Below are 12,730 nucleotides of genomic sequence, written 5' to 3' on the forward strand. Positions count from 1 at the left end.
GGACCGGGTGTTTTTCCCGGACACCTCTGCATATCGCGCGCGACAGAAGCAGATTCGGATCCAGATTCACATCCGACCAGGTATGGTACTGAATCTGCCTGCAGGGGTATCGATTTCGAGTGGCAACCCGACTTGGATAATTGCCACAAATCGCCCATAGGGCTCAAATCGCGATTTCTTTAGATTGCGTAGCTAAAGGGTATGGAGAATTCTGCTAACGGCGCCGTGATCATTTCGATATTGAAGCTACACCTTCATTCCAAATCAGCACAGTTGGTCTCGATTCGGGGGTTGTCGTTTCAGGAAACGACACCGAGTCAAGCAATTGCCCTGGCATGGCGAACATATTGTTACGTTGCCGCCGAGGCCATCTATCACTCACCGAGGGACTTTGGTCACCCGGTGAGGGTCGTCGGTCACGGGACACGGCGGCGTCATCGGCCGGCTCCTGCCCCGCCCGAGCCCGTCCGGCCTCCGTCGGGCCGGCCTCGGCGATGGCTGGCGCGCCGTCGATCGGTGACGCGACAACCCGATTAGGGTGGATTCATGGCAGGGCGCAGCATGGACTTCGATCCCATCGCCGAGGCACGGGACAACTGGACCGAGGCCGGGTGGGGCGACGTCGCCGACGGCATGGTCGCGGTGACCTCGGTGATGCGTGCCCACCAGATCCTGCTGGCCCGTGTCGAGGCCACGTTGCGCCCCTTCGATCTGAGCTTCTCCCGGTTCGAGCTCCTCCGACTGCTGGCGTTCTCTCGCCAGGGCGCGCTCCCGATCACCAAGGCCAGCGACCGCCTCCAGGTCCACGTCACCAGCGTCACCCACGCGATCCGTCGCCTCGAGGAAGGCGGCCTCGTCCGCCGCGTCCCACACCCGACGGACGGCCGCACCACCCTCGTCGAGATCACCGACCTCGGCCGCTCCACCGTCGAAGACGCCACCAAGACCCTCAACGAGAAGGTCTTCGCCGACGTGGGCATGACCGACGACGAGATGGCCGGCCTCGTCGGCGCCATCCAGTCGTTGCGGAAGCACAACGGCGACTTCTGATGTGTATGACGTTGTGCCCGGCTTCCGGGCTCAACGTCATACGGAACACCGCGGCTCATAACGCGGGAACCGATTCGGCGCCGCTCGCGTCCAATCCATCGTGGACATCACCGAACTGACCGTTCGTCGAGACGGTGTGTTCTCGGCCCAGGAGGCACGCGAGTGCGGCGTCAGCTCCTCATCGATCCAGCGCAAGGTGGCCGTCGGCGAATGGAAGGCCGTGGCGCGAGGCGTCTACCTCGTCAGCGGGCACGCACGGTCGGCGCGGGCGCAGGCACGGATCGCAGTGCTGTCGGTGCACAACGACGCGGTACTGGGTGGTGCTGCTGCCGCGTGGTGGCTGGGTCTCCACGATGCAGAGCCCCGCAAGCACGTCGTGTTCACCAAGACGCGTGGCGCCGCCCGGCGGTCGTCGGCGACGGCGCTGGCCCGATACCGGCCTCTCGATGACGCGGACATCACGGTGCACGAAGGGCTGCGGACCACAGCACCCTCGCTGACCGTCCTCGACGCGTCGCTCGACATCGGGATGAGCATCCTCGACTCGGCCCTGTTGACCAAGCGAGTCACGGTGGAAGACCTCGAGGCGGCGCACGCCCGCTACCCGAGGAGCCATGGCGCGACAAGCGCAGCGTCCTATCTGCGGCTCCTGGGAGATGGCGCGAGGTCGGAAGCCGAGAGACTGACCGCGAACCTGCTGTCGGCCGGTGGCGTCTCCGGCTGGATCGCGAACATGCCCGCCTACGGGTACATCATCGACTTCGCGATCCCGCACGTGAAGGTCGCAGTGGAGATCGACGGCTTCGCATTCCACCGCGACGCAGCCGCGTTCCGGCGAGACCGGTTGAAGCGGAACCTACTGGTCGCGAACGGGTGGACCGTCCTCAATTTCACCTGGGCCGACCTCGTCGAACGCCCGACAGAGATCGTGGACGAGGTCAGAGCCGCTCGTCAGCGCGCCGCCAGCTGAAAAGCAGTATGACGTTGTGCCCGTAAACCGGGCACAACGTCATAGAGAACCAGAGCAGGTGCTGCGACCTAGTGCAGCGAGGTGATGATCGCGCTGAAGTCGAGGTCACCGTGCTGCTCGGCGAAGCCGCGGTACAGCTGAGCGGCGTGGGAACCGAGCGGGGCGCGGGCACCGGTGCTGGCGACGGCGTCCATCGCGAGACCGAGGTCCTTGTTCATCAGTGCGGTGGCGAACCCCGGCTTGAAGTCGTTGTTCGCCGGCGAGGTCGGGACCGGGCCCGGGACCGGGCAGTTGGTCTCGATGGCCCAGCAGTTGCCGGTGGCACCGGTCACGACGTCGTAGAGCGCCTGCTCGTCGAGACCCAGCTTCTGGGCCAGGACAAAGGCCTCGCCGACGGCGATCTGCTGGACGGCGAGCAGCATGTTGTTGCACACCTTCGCCGCCTGGCCGGCACCCGCCGCACCGCAGTGGATGATCTTGCCGGCCATCGGGTCGAGGGTTCCCCGCGCCGCGGAGAAGGCCTCGTCCTCGCCGCCGACCATGAAGGCCAGCGTGCCCGCGGTGGCCCCCTTGACGCCACCCGACACCGGGGCGTCGACCTGCGCGAAACCGTGGTCGACGGCCCGGCGGTGGATCTCCCGCGCATCGTCGACCGAGATGGTCGACGAGTCGATGAAGAGCGCACCGGTCTGGGCGGCCGGCAGGACCTCGTCGTAGACCTTCTTCACGATGCCGCCGTTGGGCAGCATGGTGATCACGACCTCGGATCCGGACACCGCCTCGATGGCCGCGGGAAACGTCTCGATCCCGTTGGACTTGGCGGTCTCGATCGCCTCGGGCGACAGGTCGAACCCGCGGACGGTGTGGCCGGCCTTGACCAGATTGGCGGCCATCGGGCCACCCATGTTGCCGAGACCGAGGAAAGCGATCGTCGTCATTGTCATTGCTCCCTAAAGTGTTTGCCTGCGAAAACCATTGCGTTGGGCGCGAGTTCGCGTCAGCTCTCCCGGTAGCGGGACGCGATCGAACGGCCGAGGACGACCCGCATGATCTCGTTGGTCCCTTCCAGGATGCGGTGCACACGGAGGTCGCGGACGATTTTCTCGATTCCGTACTCGGACAGATACCCGTAGCCGCCGTGCAGCTGCAGTGCCTTGTCTGCGACGTCGTAGCAGCTGTCGGTGACGAATCGCTTGGCCATCGCACACTGCTCCACCTTGTCGGGGGAGTTGTCGTCGAGAGCGGTCGCCGCGTGCCACAGCATGAGCCGCGAGGTCTGCAGCGACGTCGCCATGTCGGCGAGCGTGAACCGGATGGTCGGCTCGTCGAGCAGCGAGTTGCCGAACGCACGACGACTCGAGACGTAGGCGGCCGCCTTGTCGAAGGCCGCCTGGGCGCCACCGAGCGACGACGCCGCGATGTTGAGCCGGCCGCCGTTGAGGCCGTTCATCGCGATGCCGAACCCGATGCCCTCGGTCTCGGCGAGAAGGTTCGACGCCGGGACCCGCACCTCGTCGAGGATGACCTGCGCGGTGGGCTGCGCGTGCCAGCCCATCTTGTGTTCCTGCGCACCGAAACTCAGTCCCGGGGTGTCCTTCTCGACCAGGAAGGTGGAGATGCCCTTGGGTCCGGCGTCGCCGGTGCGGGCCATCACCACGTACAGGTCCGACGACCCGGCACCGGAGATGAACTGCTTGACGCCGGTGAGGACGTACTCGTCACCCTGACGTTCGGCGCGGGTGGCGAGCGCCGCCGCATCCGACCCGGCTCCGGGTTCGGTCAGGCAGTAGCTGGCGATGGTCTCCATCGTCGCCAGCCGCGGCACCCACTTGTTGCGCTGCTCGTCGGTGCCGTAGTGGTCGATCATCCAGGCGCACATGTTGTGGATGGACAGGAACGACGCGACCGCCGGATCGGCGTAGGCCAACTGCTCGAAGATCCGCACGCCGTCGAGACGACGGAGTCCGCTGCCCCCGGCATCCTCGGAACAGTAGATGGCACCCATCCCCAGTTCGGCCGCCTCGCGGAGCTCGGCAACCGGGAAGTGTTTGGACGCATCCCATTCCAGCGCATACGGCGCCAGTTTCTTGGCCGCGAACGCCGCGGCGGTCTCGACGATGACGCGTTCGTCACCGTCGAGCCGCGCGACTGCGGCCTCGGCAAGTGTGGTCATATCTGTGGCCGCACTCAGTCCATCGTCGGGATGACGAACTCGGCGCCGTCCTTGATGCCGGACGGCCAACGGGTCGTGACCGTCTTGGTCTTGGTGTAGAACTGGATCGACGCCGGGCCGTGCTGGTTGAGATCGCCGAAGCCCGAACGCTTCCAGCCACCGAAGGTGTAGTACGCCACCGGAACCGGGATCGGCACGTTCACGCCGACCATGCCGACCTCGACCCGCGCGGTGAAGTCGCGGGCAGCGTCGCCGTCCTGGGTGAAGATCGCAACACCGTTGCCGTACTGGTGATCCGACGCGAGAGCGAGAGCCTCTTCGTAGTCGCCGGCGCGGACGATGGTGAGCACCGGACCGAAGATCTCGTCGGTGTAGATCGACATGTCCTTGGTGACCCGGTCGAACAGGGTCGGGCCGATGAAGAAGCCCTTCGAGATGTCGTCATCCCCGAAGGTCTGCTCGTTGCTGGTGCGCTCGCGGCCGTCGATGACGATCTCGGCGCCCTCGTCGACGCCCTTGGTGATGTAACCGCGGACGCGCTCGAGAGCGGCGGCGGTGACCAGCGGACCGTAGTCGGCCTTCGGGTCGAGGCTGTGGCCGACGCGCAGCGCGTTGACGCGATCGATCAGCTTGGCGCGCAGACGGTCTGCGGTCTCCTCACCGACCGGGACCGCGACCGAGATGGCCATGCAACGCTCGCCGGCGCTGCCGTAACCGGCACCGATCAGCGCATCGACGACCTGGTCCAGGTTGGCGTCGGGCATGATGATCGCGTGGTTCTTGGCGCCACCGAAGCACTGCGAACGCTTGCCGTGGGCGGCGGCGGTCGAGTAGATGTACTGCGCGATGTCGGAGCTGCCGACGAAGCCGAGGGCCTTGACGTCCGGGTGGGTGAGCAGCGCGTCGACCGCTTCCTTGTCACCGTGGACGACCTGGAAGACGCCGTCGGGAAGCCCTGCCTCGGTGAACAATTCGGCGAGGCGGACCGGCACGGAGGGGTCGCGCTCACTCGGCTTGAGGATGAAGGCGTTACCGCAGGCGAGCGCGGGGCCGGCCTTCCACAGCGGGATCATGGCCGGGAAGTTGAACGGCGTGATGCCGGCGACCACACCGAGCGGCTGGCGGATCGAGTGCACGTCGATGCCGCCGCCGGCACCTTCGGTGAACTCACCCTTGATGAGATGCGGGATGCCGATGGCGAATTCGATGACCTCGATGCCGCGCTGGATGTCGCCGAGGGCGTCGGCGTGGGTCTTGCCGTGCTCGAGCGACAGGGTGGTCGCGAGCTCGTCGGCGTTCTTGTTGACCAGGTCGACGAAGCGCATGAGGACGCGCGCGCGACGCTGCGGGTTCCACGCGGCCCATTCCTTCTGTGCCTCGGACGCGGTGGCGATGGCGGCGGCGACCTCGTCGGTCGAGGCGAGCGGCACCTGGGCCTGCACGGCACCGGTACTGGGGTTGAAGACGTCGGCGAAGCGGCCGCCCTCGGCGGTGACGCGCTTGCCGTTCAGGAAGTGCGGGATGGACGGGACAGCGGGAGCGGACACTTCAGATCACCTTTGATTCTTCTCTGGGGGTTGTCTGGTCGGGTCTTCCGGCCTCGACGGCCTTGACGTGTATTCGGAGCTTTCGGACCTGCCTCGCCGGCCTGTGAGCCGGCGGCGAGCGCCCCGATCCGGGAGTTCGGGGTTATGGCCTCTGTCACCACATAGTAGGACATCCAAGTATTTCTTCCAACCCCCTTCCCACCTGCGATTTAGCCACGGAGAGCGGGTTAGGCTAGCCTCTCTGGCGAAAAGCCGACGTCGAGAGGAGTTCTGCATATGTCGGTCGTCATCCTCTACGGAACCGAGACCGGAACGGGTGAGCTCGTCGCGGACGCGATCGCGGACGCGCTCAACCAGCACGATCCCTCGATCTACGACATGAGTGAGTACGCGGTCGAGGACCTCGATCCCGCCGACTTCCTGGTGATCGTCTGCTCGACCTACGGCGAGGGCGAGCTGCCCACCGGCGCCGAGCCGTTCGCCGACGAGCTCGAGAGCGTCAACCCCGACCTGAGCGGACTGCGCTTCGCCGTGTTCGGGCTCGGCGACTCGATCTACGACACCTTCAACCGCGGCGGCGAGATCGTCGCCGAGATGCTGACGAAGCGTGGCGCGGTTCAGGTCGGCGAGCACGCCCGCCACGACAGCTCGTCGTCGGTCAAGCCCGCCAAGCAGGCCGAGGAGTGGGCCGAGGGCATCGCGGAGCTGGTCGAGGGCTGATCGGAGCAGGCGGGCTCAGTACCGTCTGATCACGGCTCGATCATGCCGCCGACCGCCCAGCGGTCGGCGGCATCTCCGCTTCTGCGGCGACCGCCTGTTCGTATCCGCGGACGGCCGACAGTTTCGCCAGCTCGCACACCGCCCGGATCATGATCGCGAGCACGATGCCCAGGAACATCGCAGTGGGCACGGAGACGTTGAGGTTCTCGCCGAGCAGCAGCACGCCGAGCACCATCGCGACCGCAGGCTCGGCGACCGTCATCGACGGGAACGAGGTCTGCAGGTCACCCGCTCCGAAACCGAGCTGCTGCGCCACCACCGCACCGACCACGACCAGCACGAACAGGTAGATCTCCGGCTGGACGAAGGTGCGCCAGAACTCGTGGGTGATCTGATAGATCACCGCCTTGACCAGCAGCGCCGAGACCCCGAACATCGTGCCTGCGACGAGCCCGTAGAACAGTGCCTTGTAGTGCGGGCTGGAGCGCCGTGCCAGCAACACCAGGCCGACGACGATCCCGACGACTGCCCCGACCGTGGCCCACAGCAGGAGCGCATCCGGTCTTCGGAGTGACGGCTCCGGCCGGGAGACGAGGAGGAAGGTCGCGACGCAGGCGACCAGCACCCCACCCCACGCCCACTCGATCCGCGCGGGATGCCGGTGATCGGCCCAGGCCTCCAGTGGCAGCGCGAACAGCACGGCCAGCACGACGAGGGGCTGCACCAGCAGGATCGACCCGAGACCCAGCGCGGACGCCTGTAGGCCGAAGCCGCAGAGCGCGATGACGGCACCCACCCACCATCCGGCGGTGATCGCCCCGCTGACCCGCGACGCACGCTGCCGCAGCACGGTGCCGGCCGCGATCAACAACGCCGCCAGCACCGCCAGGAGCGCGGGTACCCAGGTGTGCACGTCCACAAGGGTAAGGGCGTCGCGGACCCCGCGCCCGAATCGGGCACCGGTCGGCGACGCTGCACCCGGTGTCGCAACGCCGGCAACCAGCGCCGACGGCGTACATTCGACAACCATGCGGTATCGGTCGGATCTGGAACGCCTGGCCACCCTCGACGCGGCCGCGATCGAGCGGGCCTGCGCCGACTGCACGACTCTGGACGAACTCATCGGTTGTGCCGTCGACGAACATCTCGAGTTCGATGCGCTGGCCGACGAGGCCGAGTTGCACGACGAGCACGAGCACGCCGCCTTCCTCCGCCAGGAGGCCGCGGCGTGGCGCGCGACCGTCCGCCTGCTGCGCACCATCGCCGCCGACCCCGACGCCTATCCGGCCGGATCCCGGCGCACCGGGATCGCATGAGCGGCATGCGGACGCTGATCCTGATGCGTCACGGCAAGTCGGGCTATCCCCCGGCGACGCGTGACCACGACCGTCCACTGGCCGAACGCGGCGATCGCCAGGCCGCTCTCGCGGGACGGTGGATGTCCGACGAGGGCCTGCGCGTCGACGCGGTGCTGTGCTCGACGTCGACCCGGACCCGCCAGACCCTCGAGCGGACCGGCGTCCGGGCGCCGGTCGCCTACGTCGAGGACATCTACGGCGGCGACGCCGACGACGTGCTGGAGGCCATCCGCATCCATGCGCCTGTCGAGGCGTCCACGCTGCTCGTCGTCGGTCACGAACCCGGGATGCCGCAGACCGCGCTCACGCTCGACCCCTCCGGTCCCATAGATCGGTTTCCGACATCCGCTTATGCGGTACTCACCGTGTCGCAGCCCTGGGATCGACTCGGTATGACCCCGGACCCCGACGCCCACCTCGTCGGCGTCCGGATACCCCGCGAGGAGTGACCTCGGCTGGTCGACGGAGACCCCGAGCGAGCATTGGAGCGCGAATGCGTGAGACCCAGCGGACCATCATCGACGTCCTGGGGGTCAAACCCTCGATCGATCCGGCCGACGAGGTCGAGCGGCGGGTGCGATTCCTCACCGACTACCTGGGCACGATCGGCGCCTCGGGGTATGTGCTCGGCATCTCCGGCGGCGTCGACTCGACCCTCGCCGGACGCCTGGCCCAGATCGCGGTCGAGCGCGTCCGCGCAGACGGTGGGGACGCGGTGTTCGTGGGCATGCGCCTGCCCTACCGGGTGCAGCACGACGAGGACGACGCCGCGGCGGCCGTCGAGTTCGTGGCGGCCGACGAGACGCTGACCGTCAACGTCGCGCCCGGGGTGGACGCCCTCAACGACGAGATCTCGGAGGCGACGGGCACTTCGCTCTCCGACTTCACCAAGGGCAACGCCAAGGCACGCCACCGCATGGTCGCCCAGTACGCCGTGGCCGGCGATCGCGGGCTCCTGGTCGTCGGCGCCGACCATGCCTCGGAGAACGTCACCGGTTTCTTCACCAAGTACGGCGACGGCGCCGCGGACATCCTGCCGCTGGCCGGTCTGAACAAGCGCCAGGGCCGGTCGCTGCTGCGTCACCTCGGCGCGCCGCGGCAACTGTGGGCGAAGGTCCCGACCGCCGACCTGCTCGACGAGAAGGCGGGCCAGACCGACGAGGACGAGTTGGGCCTGACCTACGAGCACATCGACGACTACCTCGAGGGCCGCGAGGTCCCGGTCGAGACGGCGGAGAGGATCGAGGCGGCCTGGCACCGCAATCGCCACAAGCGCACGACGCCGGTCGAACTCGACGACACGTGGTGGCGGGCCTGACGACAGACATCGCGCTCACCGCACACCGCGCCGTTTAATGTTGTCGACGTGTCTGTCTACGCAAACGGCTTCGTCCGGGTCGCGGGTGCCGTGCCCGTCCTCACGATCGCCGAACCCGCCGCGAACGCCGCACGCACCATCGAGTTGATGCGGCAGGCCGCCGACGACGGCGCCGCGCTGGTGGTCTTCCCCGAACTCGGGCTGTGCGGGTACAGCGTCGACGACCTGTTCCACCAGGACGCGCTGATCGACGGCTGCCGCGTCGCGCTCGGTGAGATCGTCGCGGCCAGCAGGGGTCTGCGGCCGCTGGTCGTCGTGGGTCTGCCGATGGTCGTCGGCGACGGACTGTTCAACTGCGCGGCCGTGATCCGCGACGGGGCGGTGCTGGGCGTGGTCCCGAAGTCGTATCTGCCGAACTATCGCGAGTTCTACGAGCAGCGGTTCTTCTCCGCGGCCCGCGACGCGGTGCCCACCACGGTGACCGTCGAAGGCGAGGAGGTCCCGTTCGGGGCCGATCTGATCTTCGAGGCCGCCGATCTGCCCGGCTTCGCACTGCATGTGGAGATCTGCGAGGACGGTTGGGTGGCGATCCCGCCGAGCACCTGGGCCGCTCTGGGTGGCGCGACCGTGCTGGCCAATCTCTCCGGCAGCCCGGTCACCGTCGGCAAGGAGTCCTACCGGAAGAATCTGTGCACCGGCCATTCCGCGCGCACGATCTCCGGGCACGTCTATGTCGCTGCGGGTTACGGCGAGTCCACGACCGATCTCGCCTGGGACGGTGACGCCCTCATCACCGAGAACGGTTCCCTACTCGCACGGAGCGAACAGTTCGCGACCACCGATCAGGTGATCTCCGCCGACATCGACCTCGATCGGATCCGGCAGGAACGCATGCGGATGATCAGCCTGCGCGACCAGGCCGGCGACTACTCCGATCGCCTGAAGTCGTTGCGCCGCATCGGTTTCTCATTCGGCGAGCTGGGCGGCGACGACGATGTGCTGCGCCGTGTCGTGCCCCGGTTCCCCTATGTACCGGCCGATTCCGCCGACCGCGACGAGCGGTGTGCCGAGGTCCGCCACATCCAGGTGCAGGGACTCGCCCAGCGCCTGCGATCGACAGGTATCGACAAGATCGTCATCGGCGTCTCCGGCGGCCTCGACTCGACCCTCGCCCTGCTCGTCGCGGTCGACACCTTCGACCGACTCGGCCTGCCCCGCACCAACATCCTGGGTTACACGATGCCCGGTTTCGCCACCGGCGGCGCGACGCTGCGTCGCTCACACGTGTTGATGAACTCACTCGGCGTGAGCGGCAAGGAGATCGACATCCGGCCGTCGTGCGAGCAGATGCTCGCCGATCTCGACCACCCGTACTCCCGCGGCGAGAAGGTCTACGACGTCACGTTCGAGAACGTGCAGGCGGGCGAGCGCACATCGCACCTGTTCCGGCTGGCGAACCATCACGGCGCCATCGTCCTCGGCACCGGCGACCTGTCCGAGCTCGCGCTCGGCTGGTGCACCTACGGTGTCGGCGACCAGATGTCCCACTACAACGTCAACGGGTCGGTGCCGAAAACCCTGATCCAGCACCTGATCCGGTGGATGATCAGCAACAGCCACCATTCGGCGGAGACCACCGAGGTGCTCGCCGAGATCCTCGACGACGTCATCTCCCCCGAGCTCGTCCCGGCCGGCGACGACGGCAAGATCCAGTCCACCGAGGACACCGTCGGGCCGTACGAGCTCCACGACTTCTTCCTCTACCACGTCACTCGATTCGGGTACCGGCCGACCAAGGTCGTCTACCTCGCCCGGCAGGCCTGGGGTGACCGCTCGAGCGGGCCGTGGTCGGAGCTGCTCGTCGAGGACAAGCGCAACGAGTACGACGCCGCGACCATCGAGCACTGGCTCGGCGTCTTCCTGAAGCGTTTCATGGGCAACCAGTTCAAGCGCACCGCGATGCCCAACGGCCCCAAGATCGGTTCGGGCGGTTCGTTGTCGCCCCGCGGCGACTGGCGGTCGCCGTCCGACGCGTCCGCACGCGTCTGGCTGGACCAGCTCGCGGGCGGACGGGGAGAGTAGACGTTCAGTCGCAGGCGGCGAGCAGCTGCTTGAGCTGATCGTCGAACGCGTTGGCGATCTCCCACGGGTCGGGGGTCTGATCGGTGCACGCCAGGATGCCGATGTTGAGGTTCCCGTCGGCGGAGAACACCGTGATGTTCAGGCCGAGTCCGTGGAAGATCGGTCCGAGCGGGTAGACCGCGGTGACCCGACAACCGAGGAAGTACAACGGGAAGTCGGGACCGGCGACGTTCGACACGAGGACATTGAAGATCGGCGGATGCGCCGACGCCAGCTTCCGGTTGCCGTAGACCTTCATCGCCGTCGACAACGTGGTCCCGGGCGCGAACTGCGCCCAGGATCGCAGGATGTTGGCGTCGATCTCGGCGTGGTGTTCCTTCGACGTACGGCTGAACTCCGCCTGCTTCTCGAGTCGCTCCACTGGATCCTCGATGTCGGTGGGCAACTGGGTGAACATCCCGGTCACCTTGTTGGTCCCCTCGACCACGAGATCTTTCTCGTCGGCATCGTGCACCGACACCGGCACCATCCCGACGAGCGGTTTGTCGGGCAGTTCGTCGTGTTCGAGAAGGTAGGTGCGCAGCGCACCGCCGACCAAGGCCAGGACGACGTCGTTGATCTTCACCCCGAAGTGGTTCTTCACCCGCTTGACGTCGTCGAGCGACAGTTGGCTGAGGCCGATGCTGCGATGGGGCGTGATCGTCGAGTTGAACCGCGTCCGGGGCGCCATGAACGGAGCGGGCATGGCCGACTGGTGCTGGGCGCGGCGCAGCCACCCGACCGGCACGCTGACCGTTCGCGGCAGCAGTTTGGCCATCGCCAGCGGGCGCTGGACGAAGTAGTTGAGCGCCCCCGTCGCGGCGATCGTCGCGCGCGACGGCGGACCGGCCGACTCGCGGATCTTCGACGAGTCGAGTTCAGGTGGTTCCGGTGTGAGGGTGCACATCTGGGCGAGCATCTCGGCGCTGGTGACACCGTCCGTGCCGGCGTGGTGCATGCGCAGCATCGCGCAGATACGGCCGTTGGACAGTCCCTCGATGATCCACAGTTCCCATAGCGGCTTGCCCCGGTCGAGGGTCTGACCGGCGAGATGACCGCACAGTTCGGCGACCTCACCGGCACCGCCCGGTGCGGGCACGGCCACCCGATGGACGTGACGCTCGATGTCGAAGTCCTCGTCCTCGATCCACACGGGGTGGTCGATGTTGAAGACGGAGTTGTCGAGTTTGCGGCGGAAGGCCGGGATCGCGGCGACGCGCCGCTCCATCTCCGCACGCAGCTTGGCGAAGTCGTACCCGTCCGGCATGGTGCTCGGATCGATCTCCACGAGACCGATGACGTGCATCAGCTGACTGCGGGTCTCCAGGTAGAGGAACGACGCATCCAAACCACTCAACCGCTGCATGACACCAGCCTTTCCGTCCCGGCCCCGGGCCCCCACGCCATCATGCCGCACGCGGGAGACCCCGGATGTGTGTTCGTCTCAGTCGCTCGTCCAGGTTGCCACCGATC

General features: G+C 67.2%; 12 protein-coding genes. 7 read left to right on the top strand and 5 right to left on the bottom strand.

The window, feature by feature from the left end:
• The first annotated feature begins 546 nt into the window (after positions 1 to 546).
• Together PWF70_RS19520 and PWF70_RS19525 are read left to right on the top strand one after the other, a co-directional pair.
• Positions 547 to 1,050, top strand: a complete 504-nt coding sequence (locus PWF70_RS19520) for a MarR family transcriptional regulator (protein ID WP_005201490.1) — start codon at positions 547 to 549, stop codon at positions 1,048 to 1,050.
• Between the two features lie 100 nt (positions 1,051 to 1,150).
• The gene (locus tag PWF70_RS19525; protein ID WP_280088714.1) at positions 1,151 to 2,020 is read left to right on the top strand and encodes a type IV toxin-antitoxin system AbiEi family antitoxin domain-containing protein; all 870 of its coding nucleotides are present in this window, start codon (positions 1,151 to 1,153) and stop codon (positions 2,018 to 2,020) included.
• Between the two features lie 68 nt (positions 2,021 to 2,088).
• Here the strand turns inward: PWF70_RS19525 and mmsB are convergent, their stop codons facing one another.
• From mmsB to PWF70_RS19540, 3 genes are read right to left on the bottom strand one after another with little or no spacing between them, the layout of a single operon-like run.
• Positions 2,089 to 2,958, bottom strand: coding sequence for a 3-hydroxyisobutyrate dehydrogenase (gene mmsB, locus PWF70_RS19530; RefSeq protein WP_006358643.1), 870 nt, complete (start codon positions 2,956 to 2,958; stop codon positions 2,089 to 2,091).
• Between the two features lie 59 nt (positions 2,959 to 3,017).
• Positions 3,018 to 4,193 (bottom strand): acyl-CoA dehydrogenase family protein, encoded by a 1,176-nt coding sequence (locus PWF70_RS19535; protein WP_006358644.1) that lies wholly within the window; start codon positions 4,191 to 4,193, stop codon positions 3,018 to 3,020.
• Between the two features lie 14 nt (positions 4,194 to 4,207).
• Complete coding sequence (locus PWF70_RS19540) at positions 4,208 to 5,740, bottom strand: CoA-acylating methylmalonate-semialdehyde dehydrogenase (RefSeq protein WP_006358645.1); 1,533 nt, start codon at positions 5,738 to 5,740, stop codon at positions 4,208 to 4,210.
• Between the two features lie 276 nt (positions 5,741 to 6,016).
• On the opposite strand from PWF70_RS19540, the gene PWF70_RS19545 reads away from it, so the two are divergent.
• Complete coding sequence (locus PWF70_RS19545; RefSeq protein WP_006358646.1) at positions 6,017 to 6,460, top strand: flavodoxin domain-containing protein; 444 nt, start codon at positions 6,017 to 6,019, stop codon at positions 6,458 to 6,460.
• A gap of 40 nt (positions 6,461 to 6,500) precedes the next feature.
• Here the strand turns inward: PWF70_RS19545 and PWF70_RS19550 are convergent, their stop codons facing one another.
• Positions 6,501 to 7,373 carry a DMT family transporter gene (locus PWF70_RS19550; protein WP_035755857.1) on the bottom strand — a complete coding sequence of 291 codons (873 nt, stop codon included), beginning with the start codon at positions 7,371 to 7,373 and terminating at the stop codon, positions 6,501 to 6,503.
• A gap of 115 nt (positions 7,374 to 7,488) precedes the next feature.
• Here PWF70_RS19550 and PWF70_RS19555 point away from each other — a divergent pair, with 115 nt between their 5' ends.
• Genes PWF70_RS19555 through PWF70_RS19570 form a run of 4 tightly spaced genes read left to right on the top strand, consistent with a single transcriptional unit; the run spans position 7,489 to position 11,218 of the window.
• Positions 7,489 to 7,776, top strand: coding sequence for a hypothetical protein (locus tag PWF70_RS19555; protein ID WP_006358648.1), 288 nt, complete (start codon positions 7,489 to 7,491; stop codon positions 7,774 to 7,776).
• Complete coding sequence (locus PWF70_RS19560) at positions 7,773 to 8,267, top strand: SixA phosphatase family protein (protein WP_006358649.1); 495 nt, start codon at positions 7,773 to 7,775, stop codon at positions 8,265 to 8,267. Before PWF70_RS19555 ends, PWF70_RS19560 begins: the two co-directional genes overlap by 4 nt.
• A gap of 44 nt (positions 8,268 to 8,311) precedes the next feature.
• Positions 8,312 to 9,136, top strand: a complete 825-nt coding sequence (nadE, locus tag PWF70_RS19565) for an NAD(+) synthase (protein ID WP_286352737.1) — start codon at positions 8,312 to 8,314, stop codon at positions 9,134 to 9,136.
• Between the two features lie 48 nt (positions 9,137 to 9,184).
• Entirely contained in the window at positions 9,185 to 11,218 is a 2,034-nt protein-coding gene (locus tag PWF70_RS19570; RefSeq protein ID WP_006358651.1) for an NAD(+) synthase, read from the top strand.
• Positions 11,219 to 11,222: 4 nt separating this feature from the next.
• Here the strand turns inward: PWF70_RS19570 and PWF70_RS19575 are convergent, their stop codons facing one another.
• Positions 11,223 to 12,623 (bottom strand): WS/DGAT/MGAT family O-acyltransferase, encoded by a 1,401-nt coding sequence (locus PWF70_RS19575; protein ID WP_006358652.1) that lies wholly within the window; start codon positions 12,621 to 12,623, stop codon positions 11,223 to 11,225.
• Positions 12,624 to 12,730: the final 107 nt, after the last annotated feature.

Origin of the sequence: Gordonia sp. Swx-4, from assembly GCF_030316175.1 — a bacterium.
Classification (GTDB): domain Bacteria; phylum Actinomycetota; class Actinomycetes; order Mycobacteriales; family Mycobacteriaceae; genus Gordonia; species Gordonia alkanivorans.